This is a genomic window from Tepidiforma flava (assembly GCF_027594505.1).
GTDB classification, from domain to species: Bacteria; Chloroflexota; Dehalococcoidia; order Tepidiformales; family Tepidiformaceae; genus Tepidiforma; species Tepidiforma flava.
Genome location: NZ_CP115149.1, coordinates 1270011 through 1288848 on the forward strand (window position 1 = coordinate 1270011; position 18838 = coordinate 1288848).

Below are 18838 nucleotides of genomic sequence, written 5' to 3' on the forward strand. Positions count from 1 at the left end.
CGGCCGTCCAGCGAGCCCCGCGCGGTGGAAGGGGGCACGGCACGGCAGCGCGAAAATCCCTCCCGAGCCCCCGGCCGAACGGCGCCCAGCGCGCCCAGTAGACCCGGGCGGAGGCCCACCGTGAGCAGGGGCAGGGGCGCCGCAGCGCCCCACGAGGGCCCGCCGCGAGGCGGGAACCAGGGTGGTACCGCGGGCGCGCGCGCCCGTCCCTGGAGCGGGGGCAGGCGCGCGTCGTCGTGTCCGGGCCTCCGTGCGCGCAACCATCTCTCGCCGAAGGGTACGATACTGCCGCCCTCCGCGGCCTTCGCCCATCGCGCCCGCCGGCGTCAATGCTGCTTTCCGCACCGGAGGCCACCGTGTTCCGACCCGTCGACCCGAAGGTCAGCTTCCCCGCCCTCGAAGCGCGCATCCTCCAGTTCTGGAAGGAACAGCGCATCTTCGAAAAGAGCATCGAGCAGCGCCCCGCAGACAACCTCTTCGTCTTCTACGAAGGCCCGCCCACGGCCAACGCCCGCCCCGGCATCCACCACGTCCTCTCCCGCGTCTTCAAAGACCTCGTCCCCCGCTACCGCACGATGCGAGGCTACCGCGTGCCCCGCAAAGGCGGCTGGGATACCCACGGCCTGCCCGTCGAGCTCGAAATCGAAAAGGAGCTCGGCCTCAAATCGAAGCCCGAGATCGAGGCCTACGGCATCGCCGCCTTCAACGAAAAATGCAAGGAGTCCGTCTCCCGCTACGTCGAGGAGTGGACCCGCCTCTCCGAGCGGATCGCCTTCTGGGCCGATTACGACCACCCCTACGTCACCTACGACAACGGCTACATCGAAACCTGCTGGTGGATCTTCAAGCAGCTCTGGGATGCCGGGCTGGTGTACCAGGACTACCGCTCCACGCCCCACTGCCCCCGCTGCGGCACCAGCCTCTCTGACCACGAAGTCGCCCTCGGCTACCAGGACGACGTGCCCGACCCCTCCGTCTTCGTGAAGTTCCGCATCCCCGGCGATGCGCTCGCCGCCGCCGGCTACCGGACCGCCGGGCCGCTCGCGCTCGTCGCCTGGACGACGACGCCGTGGACGCTGCCGGGCAACGTGGCCCTCGCCGTGAAGGCTGACGCCGACTACGGCGTCTACGAGCTGGAGGGCGAAGCCGTCATCCTCGCGGAGGCGCTCGCGCCGAAGGTGCTCGGCGGCGAACCGCAGCCGGCCGCCCGCCTCCGCGGCGGGCAGCTCGTCGGCCTCGCCTACGAGCCGCTCTACCGGCCCGAGCTGCTCGGCCACCCGGTGATGCGGTTCGACGACGACGGCCGGTTGCGGCCGCTCGCCGCCGGCGAAGCGACGGACGGCCTTCGCCGCGTCATCGCCGCCGACTACGTCTCGCTCGAGGACGGCTCCGGCATCGTCCACATCGCCCCGGCCTTCGGCGGCGAGGACTTCGAGGAAGGCAAGCACTACCGGCTGCTCTTCGCCCAGCCGATCGATCTCCGCGGCATCATGGCCGAGGGGCTGCCCGGCGCCGGCAAGTTCGCCAAGCAGGCCGACCGCGACGTGGAGCGCAACCTCGAAGAGCGCGGGCTGCTGCTGAAGAAGGGCACCATCCGGCACACCTACCCCTTCTGCTGGCGCTGCGGCACGCCGCTCCTCTACTACGCCAAGCCGAGCTGGTACCTCCGCACCACGGCCCTCCGCGACCAGCTGCTCGCCGGCAACGAGCGGATCAACTGGTATCCCGAGCACATCAAGCACGGCCGCTTCGGCAACTGGCTGGCGAACAACATCGACTGGGCCGTCAGCCGCGAACGGTACTGGGGCACGCCGCTCCCCTTCTGGCGCTGCGAGGCCTGCGGCGAAGCCGCCTGCATCGGCTCGAAGGCCGAGCTCATCGAGCGCGCCGAGGACCGCGCCGCCGCCGAAGCGCTCGACGACCTCCACCGGCCGTACGTCGATGCTGTCACCATCCGCTGCGCGGCCTGCGGCGGCACCGCCCGGCGCGTCCCCGAAGTCGCCGACGCGTGGTTCGACAGCGGCGCGATGCCGTATGCCCAGTGGCACTTCCCCTTCGAACACGAGGCGGAATTCCGCCGCCACTTCCCGGCCGATTTCATCTGCGAGGCGATCGACCAGACGCGCGGCTGGTTCTACACCCTCCACGCCGAGGCCACCCTGCTGAAGGCCGCCGGCGCCATCCCGGACGGCATCGCCTACAAGAACGTCATCTGCCTGGGCCACATCAACGACGAAAAAGGCAACAAGATGTCGAAGAGCCGGGGCAACACCGTCGACCCGTGGACGGTGATCGAGAAGCACGGCGCCGATGCGACCCGCTGGTACATGTACGCCGCCAGCCCCGCCGGCATGCCCCGCCGCTTCAGCGCCGGCCTCGTCGAGGAGGGGCTCCGGCGTTTCCTCCTCACCCTCTGGAACACCTACAGCTTCTTCGTCAGCTACGCCAACATCGACGGCTTCCGGCCGGCCGGCGGCCGCCTCGAACCGGCGGCCGAGATCGACCGCTGGCTGCTCAGCGAGCTGAACGCCCTCGTCGCGAAGGTCACCGCCGAGCTCGAGGAGTACGACCCGACGGATGCCGCCCGCGCCATCGAAGCCTTCGTCGACGACCTCTCCAACTGGTACGTCCGCCGCTCCCGCCGCCGCTTCTGGCGGGGCGCCACCGAAGGCGACGCCGACAAGCAGAGCGCCTACGAGACGCTCTACACGGCGCTCGTCACGCTCGCGAAGCTGCTCGCGCCGTTCACCCCGTTCGTCGCCGAGGAGCTGTGGCAGAACCTCGTCCGCTCCGTCGACCCGGCCGCGCCGGAGAGCGTCCACCTCGCCGCCTGGCCGGAGGCGGACGCCAGCCGCATCGACGACCGCCTGAACGCGGAGACCCAGCTCATCAAGCGGCTCTGCTCGCTCGGCCGGGCCGCCCGCGCGAAGGCCGCCATCAAGGTCCGCCAGCCCGTCGCCGAAGTCGTCGTGAAGCTGCGCGATGCGGCCGAGGCCGCCGTCGTCGAGCGGAACCGGCACCTCGTGCTCGAAGAGCTGAATGCGAAGGCGCTCCGCCTCATCGACGACGAGACGGAGGTGGTGGCCTACGACGTGAAGCCGAACCTCCCCGTCCTCGGCCCGAAGCACGGCCAGGCGGTTGGCGCCATCCGGCAGGGGCTCGCCGCGCTCGACCCGGCCGAGGTCGCCGCCGCCGTCCGCCGCGGGCGCGGGGTGGCCGTGGCCGGCATCGAGCTGGAGCCGGGCGACATCCTGCTGCAGGCGCAGGACCGGGAGGGGTACGCCGCCGCGCAGGAGGCCGGCTACACCGTCGCCGTCGCCACGGCGATCACGCCTGAGCTCGCCGATGAAGGGCTCGCCCGCGAAATCGTCCGCCGGCTGCAGGACCTCCGCCGCGAAGCCGGTTTCGAGCTGGCCGACCGGATCCGCGCCTGGGTTGCCGGCGACGCCGAGGTCGAGCGGGTGGTCGTCAGCCACCGCGCCTACATCAGCGGGGAGACGCTCGCCATCGAACTGACCGCCGGCGAGCCGCCAGCCGGCGCTGTCCGCGCCGAGGAAGACCTGGACGGCAGCCGCACCGTCTTCGGCGTGCAGCGGGTGAGCTGAGCGCGCGGCGCGGTCGTTCGCGGCACGTTAACGGTGTGAACACGGAACGCTCACGCGTGCCGTATAGTGTGCGAAGCCGAATCCCCGCGCACGCGGGGAGCGGGGGACCCAACCACTCGGGGTGAATCGCGCGCGAGCGCGTAGGCAACTCCCAATGCCGAACCCGGCAGCTAACCTCGCAGGCTCTTGGGAGAGACGCGGCACCTGAAGGCCCGGTCTCTCGAGGAACCCGGCGGCCCGCCGCCCGGCGGCGCTGCCACGAGACCGTCTCCGGGGGAACACGGGTGTCCGCCGCCGCGCCATCGCTCCGCTTCGAACGCACGCTCACCTACGCCGCGCGCTTCACCGCGCAAACGTCCCAGAACATCTGGCTCGCCGCGCTCTTCCTCGTCGCGGGCACCAGTTCGAAGCCCGCGCTCGACCTCTCGAGCCTGTTCATCGCGATGCTCATCCCGTCGATCGTGCTCGGGCTGCCGGGCGGCTCGCTCGCCGACCGGCTCGGGCCGGGGCGGGGCTACGCCGCCGGCGCGCTGCTCCGGCTGCTGCCGGTGGCGGCAGGCATCTGGTGGCTCGATGGCGGCACCAGCGCGTGGGTGCTCGCCTTCCTCTACTCCACCGGGTCGCAGGTCTTCACCCCGGCCGAGCTCGCCCTCGTTCGCCCCTTGCAGGACGCGCACGTCGGCCGGGTGCACTCGTGGTTCGCCGCGCTCCAGTACGCGGGGCAGGGCGCCGGGATGCTCGTGCTCGCCCCCGCGCTCTACTTCCTCGGCGGTCCCACGGCCATGGTCATCGGCGCCGCAGTCGGTTTGTCCCTCCTCTTCCTCCTGACCGTGGTGCTGGCCGTGCGTGTCGCTCCGCTGGCGCGGGCGTTTGCCGCTGGCAGCGCCCGCGCCGCACTCTCCTTCGGCGCGACGATGCGGTTCTTCGGCCGCGAATCCATCGCGCGTTACGCCGTCATCGCCCTCGGCCTCAAGATGGTCGTCTCGAAGGGCATCGTCGTCGCGCTCCCGTTTTACCTCGAGCGCGACCTCGGCCTCGGCTGGGAGGCGATCGCCTTCCTGTTCGTGCCGGGCATCCTCGGCATCCTCGCCGGGCTCTGGTGGTGCAGCCGCGAGCTGACGCTTGCCCGCGCCCACGAGGTGCTGCGGCTTTCGCTGCTCGGGCTCGTCGCGGCGCTGGCCGCGCTGGCCGCGCTCGATTACGGCATCACGGCGGTGGCCCAGTACAGCCACATTCCGCCCGTGGCCCGGCTCGAAGCGCAGATGAACACCACCTTCGCGGTCGCCATCCCGGTCGCCTTCCTCCTCGGCGCGTCGCTCTCCGGCCTGCTCATCGCCGGGCGGGTGGCGCTCACCGAAACGGCCCCGCCGGGCCAGCACGGCCGCGTCTTCGCCGTGCAGCTCACCATCACCGAGACGGCGATTTCGCTGCCGCTCCTCGCGCTCGGCATCGGGACGACCTACGCCGGCGCGCGGGTGACCCTCGCGGCGATGGCCCTCCTCGTCGCCGGCTTCCTCCTGCTCGCCGAGCTCGACCGCGCCCGCTCGCGCTTCGCCCGGCGCCCGGCGCTCGAACCGGAGCCCGCGCCCTCAGCCGGCGCGTGATCGCATCCGGGCGAGGATCGCCGCCACCGCCGGCTCCGCGACGCGGAACGCCTTCAGCGTGTGGCGGCTCATCTCCAGCGCCAGCTCCAGCTCGCCCAGCACCGCCTCATCCGCGCCGTGCTCTTCGAGGAAGGCCCGCTCGCTCTCGCTGTGCGTCCGCACCACGATGTCGATGGCCGGGTTCGCGCCCCGCGCGAAGGTGACGATCCGCCGCGCGCTCAGCGGGTCCGGGATGGCGACGACGAGCGCCCGCGCGGTGCGGATGCCGGCCCGTTCGAGCAGCACCGGGTTCGATGCGCTGCCCTGGAACACCGTGACGCCGTCGCGCCGGAGCGCGGCGACCGTCTCGGCGTCCTGCTCGATGACGACGACCGGGATCGCCTGGTCGCGGATGGCGCGGTGGACGACGCGGCCCACGCGGCCGTACCCGGCGAGGATGGCGTGGTTGGCGAGGCCGGGGTCCGGCGCCTCGCCGGGGGGCCGCGCCCGGCCGCGCAGCCGCCGGTCGAGCGCCCGCCCGAGCGGGTCGGCGGCTGCCAGCACCGCCGGCGAGAGCACCATCGAGGCAGCGGCGGCCGCCAGCATCACCCCGAAGAGCTCGCTCGAAATCGCGCCCGTATCGGTGCCCAGCCGGGCCAGCAGGAAGCTGAACTCCGCCGACTGCGCCAGCACCGCGCCGGTCAGCACCGCCGTCCGCCCCGGGTAGCGGAAGGCGAGCGTGATGCCGACCGAAAGCCAGCCCTTGAGCACGACGATCGCCGCCACCGAGAGCAGCAGCAGCGCCGGCGCATCCAGCAGCACGCGCGGGTCGATGAGCATGCCGACCGAGACGAAGAACAGCCCCGCGAAGATGTCGCGCAGCGGGTTCAGCTGCCCCAGCACCTCGTGCGAGAGGTCGGACCGGTTGACGAGGATGCCGCCGACGAACGCGCCGAGCGCGATCGAAACGCCGAACAGCTGCGCCAGCAGCGAGATGCCGAGCGCGACGACTACCGCCGAGAGCGTGAACACCTCCGTGCTGCCCAGCCGGGCGACGAGGTCGAAGAAGCGCGGCAGCAGCACGAAGCCGGCCGGGATGACGATCGCAAGGTAGAGCACGGCCAGCCCGACCGCCCGCAGGAGGTCGCCCGCGAGCGAGGCCGTGCTGCCGTCCTCCGCCAGCACCGTCAGGATGACGACGAGGATGATGGTGCTGAAGTCCTGCACGGTGGACCACGCCAGCGCCACCCGCGCATGGAGCGATTCGATTTCGCCCCGGTCGGCGAGCACCTTCGAGAGCACCGTGCTGGAGGAGTTCGAGACGACCGCGCCGAGGAAGAGCGCCGGCAGCCACCCCAGCCCCGCGAGCATGCCGAGGCCCGTGACCGCCCCGAGGGTGATGACGACCTGCGCGCCGCCGCCCAGCAGCGCGATGCCGCCCACCCGCCGCACATCCCGGAAGGAGAGCTGCAGGCCGATGGCGAACATCAGCAGCACGACGCCGATATCGGCGAGGTCCTCGACCGTCGGGATATCGGCCACGAAGCCGGGCGTGTGCGGCCCGATCGCCATCCCGGCCACGAGGTAGCCGAGGATGACCGACTGGCGCAGGAGGCTCGCGCCGAGCGCGCCGATGCCGGCAGCCGCAAGGGCGGCAGCGAGGGTGACGTAGAGACCGCTGTCGTCCAGGACGGCAACTCCTCGGGGATGGATGCGGGGGCAGGGGAAGCGGGGGCGCGCTCGAGGGAAGCGCCCTCCCAGTATACACGCCGGTCGAACTGATGCTCCGGATTTCCAGAAACGCCGTTCGCCTTATGCCCCGGCGAGGAACGGCGCGACCGCGGCGATGAAGCCCAGCGGGCGCTCCAGCGGAATCGAATGCCCGGCCCCGGGCACCGTCACCAGCCGGCAATCCGGGATGACCGCGGCCATCCGCTCGGCCACCCCGGGCGCGAGCACGTCGCTCCGCTCGCCGCGCACCAGCAGCGTCGGCGCCTGGATGTTCGCCAGCTCCCGCCACGAAGCTTCCGGGTCCGGCCGGCTGATCGGCCGGCTCCCGTCCCGGTACGCCCGGTCGTAGCGGAACGTCCACGTCCCGTCCTCCAGCCGGAGGAGGTTGTGGAGCGTCCGGTGGCGCGCCTCGGCGGGGTCGGCGTTCGGGTTCGCCTGCAGCGCCCGCTCGATGGCCTCCTCCGGCGTCGCGAAGACATCCGGCGCGCGCACGCCGGCCTGGATGCGGGCCGCCCCCGCGCCGTGGATCTCCGGCCCGATATCGACGATGACGAGCCGCTCCACCCCTCCCGGGTAGCGGGCGGCGTAGAGGTAGGCGTTCCGGCCGCCCATCGAGAGGCCGAGGAGCGCGAACCGCTCGAGCCCGAGGCAGCGGACGAAGGCGCGCACGTCCTCCACCATGGCGTCGGCGGAGGAATCATCGCTCCACGCGCTTTCGCCGTGGCCCCGCTGGTCGAGCGCGTAGACGTGCCAGCCCGGCTGCATCGCCGCCGCGAAGGTGTCCCACGAGCGGGCATGGCCCGTAAAGCCGTGGAGCAGCACGAGCGCCGGCTTTCCGGGGCTCGGCCATTCGCGGTAGTGGAAGCGAAGCCCCCGCAGGAGCGCGTACTGGTCGATGGGCGGCGGCAGCGGCATGGGCGGTTCGAACCCCCGTTCGTCGAAGTCGTGTGCAGCAGGTGGTGCGGACTCTACCCCGCCCGCAGCCCGCTGCAACCCCGCAAGCCGCCCCTCCCGTACAATCCCCGCGTGAGCCGCTTCGACCGCACGCCCGACCTCGACCTCCTCTTCCGCCCCCGCGCCGTCGCCGTCGCCGGCGCTTCGACGAACGTCGACAGCCCCGGCCATGACTACCTCGAAGCGATCAAGCGGCAGGGCTTCACCGGCCCCATCTACCCCATCAACCCGAAGGCCGACGAAGTCGCCGGCCTGAAGGCCTACCCCGCCCTCCGCGCGGTGCCGGGGCAGGTCGACCTCGTCATCTCCTGCGTGCCTGCGCCCGCCGTGCCCGACCTCGTGGAGCAGTGCGGCGAGAAGGGCGTGCGCTTCCTCCACCTCTTCACCGGCCGCTTCAGCGAAACCGGCGATGCGGAAGCCGCGCGGCTCGAACAGGAGATCGCCCGCCGCGCGGCAGAGCTCGGCGTCCGCATCCTCGGCCCCAACGGCATGGGGCTCTACCACCCGGCGGGCGGCCTCTCCTTTCGGCCCGACCTGCCGGCGGACCGGGGCGGCGTCGCCTTCCTCAGCCAGTCCGGCAACAACGCCGTCGAAGTGATCACCCGCGGCAACGCGCGGGGCCTCGCGTTCGGCAAAGTCGTGAACTACGGCAACGGCCTCGATATCACGCCCGGCGAACTGCTCCGCTACCTCGCCGACGACCCGGAGACGGCCGTCGTCGGCGCCTACGTGGAGGGTGTGCCGGACGGCCGCGGCTTCTTCGAAGGGCTCCGCGCCGCCGCCGCCCGCAAACCGGTGATCATCCACAAGGCGGGCCGGACGCGCGCCGGCGCCCGCTCCGCCGCCTCCCACACCGCCGCCCTCGCCGGCCAGGCCGAGCTCTGGAGCACCGTCCTCCGGCAGGCCGGCGCCATCGAAGCCCGCAACCAGGAGCAGCTGCTCGACCTCATGGTCGGGGCTGCCCTGCTCGGCGCGCCGGCCGGCCGCCGCATCGCCATCGTCGGCGGCGGCGGGGGCCGCTCCGTCCAGTCGGCCGATGCCGCCGAGGAGAACGGCTTCGACGTCGTGCCGCTGCCGGGTGCGGTCCGCGAACGGGTCCGCGAGCGCGCCCCGATGCTCGCCGACTGGGTCGGCAACCCGGTCGACCAGTCGATCCTCGCCGGCTCCGGCCTCTCCTCGAACGGCCTGCTCGAGCTCATGCTCGAAGGCGACCACTACGACCTCGCCATCGCCAACGTCGGCGAGGACTGGTTCTTCGGCCGGCCCGACGCCGCCGAGCGGCTCAAGCACGCCTGCGGCCGGCTCGCCGCCATCGCCGCCGGCAGCGCGAAGCCGGTCGCCGTCGTCCTCGGCCCGACGGAGACCCGCAACCGGGAGCACCGCGCCCTCGTCGATGAGGTGCGCGACGACTTCGTTGCGAAGGGCATCGCCGTCTTCCCCAGCGTGGAGCGCGCTGCCTTCGCCCTCGGCCGCCTCGCAGCATGGAAGGAGCAGCGCGATGCCCGGTGACGATGAGCAGGTCCGCTCCCACTACCACGGGGAGCAGCTCGCCGAGCGGATGCTTGCGGCGCTCCGGAACGCCGGGCTCGAACCGTCGCCCGAGACGCTCGCCCCGGCCGACCAGTTCCATTCGTACGGCCACCGCGCCACGCGTGACCTCGCGGCGGCGGCCGGCCTCCAGCCCGGCGAGCGGGTGCTCGACCTCGGCTGCGGGCTCGGCGGCCCGGCGCGGATGATCGCTGCAGAGGTCGGCTGCCGCGTCACTGGCATCGACCTTTCGCCGGAGTTCATCCGCTCGGCGCGCATCCTCGCCGAGGCCTGCGGCCTCGCGGACCGGTGCGAGTTCATCGAAGGCACCTGCCTCGCGCTCCCGTTCGAAGATGCGAGCTTCGACGCCGTCATCACCCAGCACGTGGTGATGAACATCGCCGACCGCGCCCGGTTTTGGGCGGAGGCGTTCCGCGTGCTCCGGCCGGGCGGCCGGTTCGCCTGCTTCGACATCATCCGGGGGCCGAACCCGGCGCCGCTCGCCTTCCCGCTGCCGTGGGCGCGCGAGGCGGCCATCAGCCATCTGCTCGGCGAGGAATCGACGCGGCAGGGCCTCGAGGCGGCCGGCTTCCGGGCCGAGCGGTGGGAGGTCGTGCCCCCGCCGCCGCCGGCGGTGTTCCCGCCGGGCCGGCCGCTCTCGCTCGCGCTCACCGCCGGGGCCGATTTCCCCGAGCGGGTGCGCAACGCGGAGGCCGCCCTCATCGATGGGCGGCTCAACCTCCTCCTCGCCGTCCTCCGGAAACCGGCCTAGCTCGCGCAGAAGTCCTGCCCGGCGGACACTTGGGGAATCCCCGTTTGCCGTGGTGCCGATGCCGGATTCCGTCGAACCCCGCCCGATGGTCCTCCGCACCTTCCGCATCCGCACGAGCAACCATGTCGGGGTGCTCGCCCGCGTGCTCGCCATCCTCGCCGAGCACGGCGCCTCCGTCGGCGACCTGCGGACCGTCTTCATGGGCCCCCTCAGCCGGGTGCGCGATATCGAAGTCGGCTTTGCCGAGGCCGCCGAGATCGCTGCTGCCGCCCGCGCGATCGACGCCACCGGCGAAGCCCACGTCCTCGAAATCCGCGACGACGTCCTCGACCTCCACGTCGGCGGGAAGCTCGTCATCCGCTCCCGGCAGCCGATCGCCAGCGAAGCCGACCTCCGCCGCGTCTACACCCCCGGCGTGGGCGAAGTGGCGCGCCGCATCGCGGAGGAGCCCGGGCTGGCCGACCACTACACGATGCGGGCGAGCACCGTCGCCATCGTCTCCGACGGGACGGCCATCCTCGGGCTCGGCAACCTCGGCCCGCTCGCGGCCCTGCCGGTGCTCGAAGGCAAGGCCGCGATCCTCGCTGACCTCGTCGAGGTGAACTGCGTGCCGCTCGCGGCGCCGGCGGTGCAGCCGGGCGAGCTGGTCCGCGCCGTCGCCACGCTCTCGCACGGCTTCGGGCTCGTGCTGCTGGAGGACATCGCCGCGCCGCGCTGCTTCGAGGTCGAAGCCGGTCTGCGCGCGGCGGGTGTCCCGGTCTTCCACGATGACCAGCACGGGACGGCCGCCGTCGTGCTCGCCGCCGTCATCGGCGCAGCGGGGCTGGGCGGGCTGGACCTCGCCCGCTGCCGGGTCGGCTGCATCGGCCTCGGCGCGGCTGGCAGCGCCATCGCCCGGGCCCTGATGGACTACCTCGGCCGGCCGGTGTTCGGCGCCGACCTCGATGCCGGCGCCCTCGAACGGTTCCGCAGCGCGGGCGGCGAGCCGTCCGACCTCGCCGCCATCATGGCGACCTGCGACCTCGTCGTGGCGACGACGGGGCGGCCCGGCCTCATCGCGCCCGAGATGGTGCGGCCGGGGCAGGTCATCCTCGCGCTTTCGAACCCGGTCCCGGAAATCGAGCGGGATGCCGCCATGGCTGCGGGCGCTGCGCTGGCCACCGATGGGCGTGCGACGAACAACATGCTCGCCTTCCCCGGCCTCTGCCGGGGCGGGCTGGACAGCGGCATCCGGCGCTTCGAGCCCGCCGTCTTCCGCGCGGCGGCCGAGGCAATCGTCGCCAGCGCGCCGCCCGGCCAGCTGCTGCCGGCGCCGCTCGACCGGGCAGTCCACCGGCGGGTGGCCCGGGCCGTCGCGCTCGCCGCCGCCCGGGAGGGGCTGGCGACGCGCGAACTCCCGCCGGATTACATGCTCGAAGGACGCTGACGCCGCCGCCTGCCGGCAAGCCCGCCCGCGGCGAGCAGCGCGCCTGCCAGCACGGCGAGGACGGCGAGCGCGCTCCCCGGCATCCCGTCCCGGGCTGGCGGCGCGCCCTCCCCGGCGGCCGGCGGCCGCGGCGTCGGAGCAGGCGCATCGCCCGCCGCGTAGGCGGCCAGCGGCGGCTCGGCGGTGAGCGGCGGCGCAGCGAAGATCCGCGCCGTCGCGAGGTTCGTCAGCTCCGCGGCCTTCGCCTCCGCAGTGGCTGCCGTCACGCCCGGCACGAACGTCCCGCAGACGCTGCTGGAGACCCGCGCCGCGTCGCCCGCGCCCGGCCGCAGGAGCGCGTCGCGCACGAGCGCATACACCGCGCCGTCGGCCGGGAAGCCGATGTGCGCCAGCCGGCTTGCCGGGCAGAGCGATTGCACCTCGATGTTCGCCGCGCTCGCCCCCGGCGCCGGCTTCAGGGATGAGCGGTCCGCCGGCGGAACGACCACGCCATCGTCCCGCGAATAGATGTTCGTGTAGTCGATGCCCGCGACGGTTTCGCCGCCGGCGTTGACTGCGCGGATGAGCCGCGAGCCCGGCACCATCTGCCAGATGCTCGCCGCGCACGCCCCCGCGGCCTGGCAGATGGCGGCGGCGCTGTCTGCGCCGTGGTGCGCCGGGGCGAGCCCGATGACGTCCGACACCATCGGCCGGATGTCCGGCCAGTACTTCAGCGCCCAGCGGATATCGAGCCCGCCCTGGCTGTAGCCGATGAGCGCTACCTTTTGCCCGGTCGCCGCGTGCATCGTGCGCACGGCATGGACGATGCGCCCCGCCGAAACCTGGATGTCGCCCATGCCGTACTCCGCCATATCGACCGTGCAGACGGCGAAGCCCTCGGCCTCGAGCGCCGGCCGGTAGCTCCAGTCCCAATTTTCAGGGCCGCTGAGCCCCGTCCCGGGCACGAGGAGCACCGGCCCGAGCGGGCTGCGGCCGAGGTTCGGCGGGCAGTGGAGCGCGGCCTGCAGCGTCGCCGCCGGCTCCGGCAGCGCCGGGCCCGGCGCCTGCGCCCGTGCCGGCATCCCCGCAGCCAGCAACGCAGCGATCACGAGCGCCCCGGTCAGGGGCGCGACCCATCGCGTCATGGTCGTCACCTCCAGCAGTCGTTCGGGGCGGCCGGAGCGTACGGCTCCGCGGCCGCCCTCCGCAAGCCCCCCGATTGACCGCCCGGCCCCCGCGGCCTGACGATCGAACTGGATGGTCACCAACCTCCCCGGCCACGTCGTCGACCGGCGCCGCGACGGCAAGCTGACGGTGCTGCTCCACCGCTCCATGGCCGTCATCGGCGACGACCGGATCGAGATCAAAAGCGCCCGCGGCACCATCGTCCTCCCGCTCCTCGGTTTCCTGCTCTCCTTCGCCGCCGGCTGGTTCATGGTCGACCGCGGCCCGGCGCTCCCCTTCTGGCTGCTCGTCGCCCTCCTCCTGCTCCTCATCATCCTCGTCCCCGTCTCCGTCATGGGCCTCGTCGGCGCGCTCGTCGGCGCCGATGTCGTCGTCGACCGCCGCAAAGGCTCGGCCACCTGGCAGCAGGGCTACCTCGGCATGGGCATCGGCACGAAAGAGCTCGTCCCCTTCGCCAAGATCGACCACCTCGAAGTCTGCATCGAAGGCGACCAGCCGGACCGCTGGCACGACCTGCCGGACGACCTCCGCCAGTTCTCGCTCGTCCTCGTGAAGAAGAGCGGCAAGCGGCTCACCATCTGCAACGTGCCCGTGCCCGCCTACGGCCAGGAGGACGGCATGGACCGCACCCTCGCCGTCGGCCAGGCGATCGCCGCCATGACCGGCGCCCGCATCGACCTGCCCGCAGGCTGGGAGCTGGTCGAAATCGATACCGACACCGGCCAGCCCATCGAACGAACCGCCGGCGAACGCGCCGGTTCGAGGAGGAGATCCCGTGGCAAGCACCGCTGACCAGGCCGCCATCGATGTCCTGATGGGCGCGGCCACCATCGCCGTCGTCGGCCTCGACAGCCGCGAAGACCGGCCCGCCTACCGCGTCGCGAAGTACTTGCAAGAAGCCGGCTACCGCATCATCCCCGTCCACCGCGGCCGCTTCCCCGCCGACGAAATCCTCGGCGAAAAGGCCTACGCCTCCCTCCGCGACGTCCCCGGCCCGGTCGACGTCGTCGACGTCTTCGTCCGCCCGGCCGATACCGATGAGGTGATCGACGAGGCGATCGCGGCGGGCGCGAAGTGCGTCTGGCTCCAGGAAGGGATCACGAACGATGCAGGCATCGAACGCGCCCGCGCCGCGGGCCTGGCCGCCATCCAGGACCGCTGCGCGAAGGTGGTTCACAGCCAGGAGGCGCCGAAGCGGGCCGGCGGCCAGGCCGCAGGATAGGAGCCGCCCGCGCGGCGACCGAAACGCAACACGAACGGGGGCAGCCGGCCGGCTGCCCCCGCGGCGCGTTCGCACAGGAACGGGCGCTTAGTTCACCCGCTCGAAGATGGTCGCGATGCCCTGGCCGCCGCCGATGCAGAGGCTGACGATGCCGTAGCGGCCGCCCGTCCGCTCCAGCTCGTACATCAGCTTCACAGTCAGGATGGCGCCGGTCGCGCCGATCGGATGGCCGAGCGCGATGGCGCCGCCGTTCGGGTTCACCTTCTCCGGGTCGAGGCAGAGTTCGCTCGCGCAGGCGCAGGAGACGCTGGCGAACGCCTCGTTCAGCTCGATGCAGTCGATCTGGTCGAGCGTCATCTGGGCTTTTTCGAGCACCTTCCGGATGGCCGGGATGGGGCCGCTGCCCATGATCGCCGGGTCCACGCCGGCCTCGGCGCGGGCGACGATGCGGAGCCGCGGCGTCGCGCCCAGCTCTTTCGCCTTGCTCGCGCTCATCAGGACGAGCGCGGCGGCGCCGTCGTTGATGCCGCTGGCGTTGCCGGCCGTCACCACGCCGCCCTCCTTGAAGGCCGGCCGCAGCTTCGCGAGCGCCTCCACGGTCGTCGCGCGCGGGTGCTCATCGGTATCGAAGACCTTCTCTTCCTTGCCGACGCGGATGGTGATCGGGGCGATCTGCTCCTTGAAGCGGCCGGCTTCGATGGCCGCGAGGGCGCGCCGCTGGCTCTCGGCGGCGAACGCATCCTGCGCCTCGCGGCTCACTTCGAACCGCTCGGCCAGGTTCTCCGCCGTGATCCCCATGTGGTAGCCCTTGAAGGGGTCGCTCAGCATGTGGATGATGCCGTCTTCGATGCTGTCATGCCCGAGGCGGTAGCCCGTCCGCGCCTTCCGCAGGTAGAACGGCATGCGGGTCATGTTCTCCGCGCCGCCGGCGACGACCACCTCCGCATCGCCGCTCTGGATGAGGCGGGAGGCGGTGTTGATCGCTTCGAGGCCGGAGCCGCAAATCCGGTTCACGTTCATCGCCGGGGTGCCAATCGGCAGGCCCGCCTTCACCGCCGCGTGGCGGGAGAGGTAGGCATCCTCGGCGACCTGCCCGACGATGCCCATGACCACGTGGTCGACGGCATCGGGCGCGATGCCGGCCCGGTTCACCGCTTCGCGGATGACGTGGGCGCCGAGGTCCGAGGCCGGGACATCGGCCAGCGAACCCTGGAACCGGCCGATGGCGGTGCGCACACCGCTGGTGATGACGACATCTTCCATGTGTGAATCCCTTCGAAAACCCGGGGTGCGTGGAGTGCCGGGGCCCGCGGGGAAAGGGCCCGGGAACACGTTCGCCCCATTGTACGCGCGGCCGACAACCCTGTGCCAGTGGATAGCAGGCTGCCTGCCGATAGCGCAGGGCTATGGGTCGGAAGCGGCCGCCATCGTACCCTGTCGCCGATATCCCCGAGGAGGCCCAGCGTGAGCGACCCTGACCAGCCCGTGCCCGAGTTCTACGTCGATGCCGTCCAGATCAGCACCGGGGTGTACGGCGTGGCGCTCACCTTCGGCCTCAACCCGCCCCACCCCACGGGCCCCCACGGCGCCGTGCCGCGGGACCTCTGCCACCTCCGCATGAGCCTCGAACACGCCAAGGTGCTCGCCATGCTCCTCCGCGCGCAGCTGAAGGAGTACGAGCGCGAAAACGGCGAAATTCCGCTGCCCCCCAGCCTGTACACCTCGCTCGGCATCGCCCGGGAGGACTGGGGCTTCTAGGCCGCCGCGCGGCCCCGCCGGGCTATCGTTCGAACGCCAGCCCTTCGCGCCGGAGCGACACGAACCCCTTCGCGCCGATGACGACGTGGTCGAGCACGGCGATGTCGAGCAGCTCGCCCGCGCGGATCAGCTCGCGGGTGAGGGCGACGTCCTGCGGGCTCGGCCGCGGGTCGCCGGAGGGGTGGTTGTGGGCGAGGATGACGGAGCTCGCCTCCAGCACGATCGCCTGCCGGAACGTCTCGGCCGGGCGGATGCTGACGGCGTTCACGCTGCCCCCGTTGACGGGCGCGATGCCGCCGAGCAGCCGCCCTTTCGTATCGAGCGGCAGGGCGTAGAACTCCTCGCGCGTCTTCCCGAGGAGGCGCGGCCCGAGCAGGTCGAACACGGCTTCCGGCCGGAGGAGCGCCGGCTGCTCGCCGGGGTCGAGGGCGTGCACCCGCCGGCCGAGTTCGATGGCGGCGGCGAGTTCGGCCGCCTTCGCGGGGCCGAGCCCCTCGAGCCGCCGCAGCGCCGCCGGGTCGGCCCGGGTGAGGCCGCGCAGCCCGCCGAGCGTCTCCAGCAGCCGCCGGGCGAGGTCGACCACGTTTTCGCCCTTCCGCCCGGTGCGGAGGAGGATCGCCAGCAGCTCCGCATCGGCGAGCGTGCCCGGCCCGTGCTCGAGCAGCCGCTCGCGGGGGCGCTCATCGCCGGCCCACTCCCGCATCGTGCGGTAGGGCGCCGCGGGCCGGTCCTCGCTCATCGGGCGCTGATTGTAGCCGCTCAGTCCCGCGCGAGGAGCGGGATGCGGAGCCGGAAGCCGCCCCCCGGCGGCGGAGCCGGCGGGGTGGGCGTGGGGGTGGGCGTCGCCGTCGCGGTCGGCGTGCGCGTCGGGGTCGGCGTCGGCGTCGCGCCCGCCGGCTCCTCCTCCCACTCGAAGCTGCAGCCCATCTCGAGGCAGGCGGTGACCAGGTCGTTCAGCACTTCGCGGTCGATGCGGGTCGCCTCGTTGTAGCCGCCGGCGGCGACGCCGCGGACGTGGATGCCGACGATGTAGCCGAGCAGGTGGATGCGGTTCGTCGTGTTCGTCAGCACCACGGCCGAGCCGCTCTGGCCCGGCGCGGTGTCGATGTCGTGGTAGAGCGTGAAGGCGTCCACATCGAGGAAGGCGGGCCGGTAGTGGAACCACATCGTGCCGTCCGGTTTGTCGCCCGGGTAGCCGATGATGGCGGGTTCGATATCCGGGAGCGAAAGCGTGGCGGTCGAGAGCAGGGCGATCGTCCACCAGCCGGTATCCCAGCCGGGTTCGCCGTCGACGTAGATGACGCCCCAGTCGAACAGGTCGTTGCCGGGGTCGAAGTACCACGGGTCGGGCACCCACCAGCTCGTCGCCCACTCCCAGCCGAACGGTTCGGCGCTGCCGTTCTTTGCCGGCACCACGCGGATGTCTTCCGTCCAGCCCTCCTCACCGTAGAGGCAGTGGGCGGCGGTGAGGATGGCGTCGGGCGAGATGAAGGTGCCGGTGCAGGTGCCCATCACCTCGCCGAAAGCGTCGTACAGCTCGAGGTAGACGACCGCGGACCACGGGAAATCCGTCGTGTTGAAGACGCGAATGCGGTTGTCGGTGCCGATGACGGCAGCAGGGCCGGCTGCGGGGTCGGCCGGGGGAGCCGGCGCGGCCGGGGCGATGCCGTCGCTGCGGTAGACCTTGCCGCCGCGGCCGGCGGTCCCCGGGGCGGGGTCGGCGCCCGCGGGAGCGGCGACGCCGGCCTGGCTGGCGGCGAGCAGGACCGCGCCGGCGGCGGCGAGGAGGAGGGCAGCGAAAGAGAACGAAGCAGGGCGGCGCAGCACGCAGGGACGCTCCGCGAAGGGGTGTCGCGATGCGGCCGGGCGCGTGGGCGGGCCGCGGCACCGCGCGGCCCGCATTCTACCGGGTCGCCGCCGTCCCTAGTCGCGCGCCAGCTGCGGGATGCGGATGGGCACGGGCGAAGGCCGCGGCGTGGGCGTCGGCGGCACGGTCGCCGTGCGGGTCGGCGTGGCTGTTGGCGTGAAGGTGGGCGGCACCGTCCGCGTCGGCGTCGGCGTGGGAGTGGGGGTGGCGGTGCGGGTCGGGGTGGGCGTCGGAGAGGTGTCGGCTATCGCGTGGGTGATCAGTGACTCGCCGAGATCCCTCGCCCAGTTTTCCATCGCCAGCAGGAGCGTCGTGGAGAACCGGGGCGAAAGGTTCCAATCCGCGTTGCCGACGGACACCACGCTGATGATGAGGCGGTTCGTTCCCGAAATCAGGAGGATGGGCGAACCGCTCTGGCCGAAGTAGATGTCGGCTCTGCTCCACAGCCAGGTGTCGTCGAACCCGAATTCGTACGTCGAGGTCTCCCACATCGTGCCGAACGGTTTGTCGCCGGGGAAGCCGGCCGTGTAGAGGTAGCTCCCCGCTCGCGCCATGATGCGGTCATCGTAGTACCCCACCTGCGGGAACGGAGAGACAGACGACGCACTCCAGGTGCGGGAACCGATGGCGAGCAGACCAACGTCGTAGGGCGACGGCGGGCCGGCTGTGCCCGGCGGCAGGGAGCCGCGGCCGGTCGTCCATCCCCGGGGCACGATGGCGTCGACCGGGATGCCTCTTCCGAGCAGCGGCCCGGCTGAGGTTGCGCCGGCGAAGACCACGGCGGATTCGACCATCCAACCCTGCTGGTAGATGCAGTGAGCGGCAGTCAGAACGAGATTGTTCGTAACGAGCGTGCCGCTGCAGTGGCCATCGATATAGCCCTGCGGGTCGAAGAACACGATGAACACGATGCTGCGGTAGAACGGTGCCGTCACGTTGGCGATGGCGATGCGCTCGTCCGGGGGAAACACCGTTGCACCCCTCGCATCGGGAACTTCGCCGGCAAGGTCCGCGAGGTAGGCGACGGCTCGATGCTCCGCATCGGGGTCGGGAGACTCCAGTGAACGGTGAACCGGCGCGAAGGGGTCGTCGGCCGCCCCCGATTCGGACGGGCCGGCGACAGCGAGCGCCGCGACCCCGGCAATCGCGGCAAGGATGAGGAGCAACACAGGGGCGTGGCGCACGACGACAACTCCGGCGTGAAATGACGCGCATCATGGAATTGCGCG

General features: G+C 72.3%; 15 protein-coding genes and 1 riboswitch. Of the genes, 8 read left to right on the forward strand and 7 right to left on the reverse strand.

Going from position 1 to position 18838, the window contains the following annotated elements; all coding sequences use genetic code 11:
* Window positions 1–356 precede the first annotated feature (356 nt).
* Together ileS and O0235_RS07340 are read left to right on the forward strand one after the other, a co-directional pair.
* Window positions 357–3605 carry an isoleucine--tRNA ligase gene (gene ileS, locus O0235_RS07335; RefSeq protein ID WP_270057892.1) on the forward strand — a complete coding sequence of 1083 codons (3249 nt, stop codon included), beginning with the start codon at window positions 357–359 and terminating at the stop codon, window positions 3603–3605.
* Window positions 3606–3669: 64 nt separating this feature from the next.
* A riboswitch (cyclic di-AMP (ydaO/yuaA leader) is annotated at window positions 3670–3805 on the forward strand.
* A gap of 84 nt (window positions 3806–3889) precedes the next feature.
* Entirely contained in the window at window positions 3890–5209 is a 1320-nt protein-coding gene (locus O0235_RS07340; protein WP_270057893.1) for an MFS transporter, read from the forward strand.
* Here the strand turns inward: O0235_RS07340 and O0235_RS07345 are convergent.
* Together O0235_RS07345 and O0235_RS07350 are read right to left on the reverse strand one after the other, a co-directional pair.
* On the reverse strand, window positions 5195–6952 hold the full coding sequence (locus O0235_RS07345) for a cation:proton antiporter (RefSeq protein WP_308445676.1): 1758 nt from the start codon (window positions 6950–6952) through the stop codon (window positions 5195–5197). The two genes, O0235_RS07340 and O0235_RS07345, sit on opposite strands and share 15 nt — an antisense overlap.
* A 48-nt stretch (window positions 6953–7000) precedes the next feature.
* The gene (locus tag O0235_RS07350; protein ID WP_270057894.1) at window positions 7001–7834 is read right to left on the reverse strand and encodes an alpha/beta fold hydrolase; all 834 of its coding nucleotides are present in this window, start codon (window positions 7832–7834) and stop codon (window positions 7001–7003) included.
* 111 nt (window positions 7835–7945) lie between these two features.
* Here O0235_RS07350 and O0235_RS07355 point away from each other — a divergent pair, with 111 nt between their 5' ends.
* Genes O0235_RS07355 through O0235_RS07365 form a run of 3 tightly spaced genes read left to right on the forward strand, consistent with a single transcriptional unit; the run spans window position 7946 to window position 11598 of the window.
* The gene (locus O0235_RS07355; RefSeq protein ID WP_270057895.1) at window positions 7946–9382 is read left to right on the forward strand and encodes a CoA-binding protein; all 1437 of its coding nucleotides are present in this window, start codon (window positions 7946–7948) and stop codon (window positions 9380–9382) included.
* Window positions 9372–10172, forward strand: a complete 801-nt coding sequence (locus tag O0235_RS07360) for a class I SAM-dependent methyltransferase (protein WP_270057896.1) — start codon at window positions 9372–9374, stop codon at window positions 10170–10172. Before O0235_RS07355 ends, O0235_RS07360 begins: the two co-directional genes overlap by 11 nt.
* A gap of 58 nt (window positions 10173–10230) precedes the next feature.
* The gene (locus O0235_RS07365) at window positions 10231–11598 is read left to right on the forward strand and encodes a hypothetical protein (protein WP_270057897.1); all 1368 of its coding nucleotides are present in this window, start codon (window positions 10231–10233) and stop codon (window positions 11596–11598) included.
* Here O0235_RS07365 and O0235_RS07370 read toward each other — a convergent pair.
* The gene (locus tag O0235_RS07370; RefSeq protein WP_270057898.1) at window positions 11577–12722 is read right to left on the reverse strand and encodes an esterase/lipase family protein; all 1146 of its coding nucleotides are present in this window, start codon (window positions 12720–12722) and stop codon (window positions 11577–11579) included. The genes O0235_RS07365 and O0235_RS07370 overlap by 22 nt on opposite strands.
* A gap of 112 nt (window positions 12723–12834) precedes the next feature.
* Here O0235_RS07370 and O0235_RS07375 point away from each other — a divergent pair, with 112 nt between their 5' ends.
* The gene (locus O0235_RS07375; RefSeq protein WP_270057899.1) at window positions 12835–13554 is read left to right on the forward strand and encodes a hypothetical protein; all 720 of its coding nucleotides are present in this window, start codon (window positions 12835–12837) and stop codon (window positions 13552–13554) included.
* Window positions 13538–13984 (forward strand): CoA-binding protein, encoded by a 447-nt coding sequence (locus tag O0235_RS07380; RefSeq protein ID WP_270057900.1) that lies wholly within the window; start codon window positions 13538–13540, stop codon window positions 13982–13984. The genes O0235_RS07375 and O0235_RS07380 overlap by 17 nt, the downstream gene beginning before the upstream one ends.
* Before the next feature lie 87 nt (window positions 13985–14071).
* On the opposite strand, the gene O0235_RS07385 is transcribed toward O0235_RS07380, so the two are convergent.
* Window positions 14072–15247 carry a thiolase family protein gene (locus O0235_RS07385; protein WP_270057901.1) on the reverse strand — a complete coding sequence of 392 codons (1176 nt, stop codon included), beginning with the start codon at window positions 15245–15247 and terminating at the stop codon, window positions 14072–14074.
* A gap of 201 nt (window positions 15248–15448) precedes the next feature.
* Here O0235_RS07385 and O0235_RS07390 point away from each other — a divergent pair, with 201 nt between their 5' ends.
* Window positions 15449–15742 carry a hypothetical protein gene (locus O0235_RS07390; protein WP_270057902.1) on the forward strand — a complete coding sequence of 98 codons (294 nt, stop codon included), beginning with the start codon at window positions 15449–15451 and terminating at the stop codon, window positions 15740–15742.
* 22 nt (window positions 15743–15764) lie between these two features.
* Here the strand turns inward: O0235_RS07390 and radC are convergent, their stop codons facing one another.
* The 3 genes from radC to O0235_RS07405 all read right to left on the reverse strand — a co-directional run bounded on the left by radC (window position 15765) and on the right by O0235_RS07405 (window position 18793).
* The gene (gene radC / locus O0235_RS07395; protein WP_270057903.1) at window positions 15765–16481 is read right to left on the reverse strand and encodes a RadC family protein; all 717 of its coding nucleotides are present in this window, start codon (window positions 16479–16481) and stop codon (window positions 15765–15767) included.
* A 20-nt stretch (window positions 16482–16501) separates the two neighbouring features.
* Window positions 16502–17569, reverse strand: coding sequence for a trypsin-like serine peptidase (locus O0235_RS07400; protein ID WP_270057904.1), 1068 nt, complete (start codon window positions 17567–17569; stop codon window positions 16502–16504).
* Window positions 17570–17665: 96 nt separating this feature from the next.
* Window positions 17666–18793, reverse strand: coding sequence for a trypsin-like serine peptidase (locus O0235_RS07405; RefSeq protein ID WP_270057905.1), 1128 nt, complete (start codon window positions 18791–18793; stop codon window positions 17666–17668).
* Window positions 18794–18838: the final 45 nt, after the last annotated feature.

Coding starts and splice junctions, on each gene's coding strand:
- O0235_RS07350 (WP_270057894.1), bottom strand. CDS start 7,834: ATGCCGCTGCCGCCGCCCATCGACCAGTACGCGCTCCTGCGGGGGCTT.
- O0235_RS07360 (WP_270057896.1), top strand. CDS start 9,372: ATGCCCGGTGACGATGAGCAGGTCCGCTCCCACTACCACGGGGAGCAG.
- O0235_RS07365 (WP_270057897.1), top strand. CDS start 10,231: ATGCCGGATTCCGTCGAACCCCGCCCGATGGTCCTCCGCACCTTCCGC.
- O0235_RS07370 (WP_270057898.1), bottom strand. CDS start 12,722: ATGACGCGATGGGTCGCGCCCCTGACCGGGGCGCTCGTGATCGCTGCG.
- O0235_RS07375 (WP_270057899.1), top strand. CDS start 12,835: ATGGTCACCAACCTCCCCGGCCACGTCGTCGACCGGCGCCGCGACGGC.
- O0235_RS07385 (WP_270057901.1), bottom strand. CDS start 15,247: ATGGAAGATGTCGTCATCACCAGCGGTGTGCGCACCGCCATCGGCCGG.
- radC (WP_270057903.1), bottom strand. CDS start 16,481: ATGAGCGAGGACCGGCCCGCGGCGCCCTACCGCACGATGCGGGAGTGG.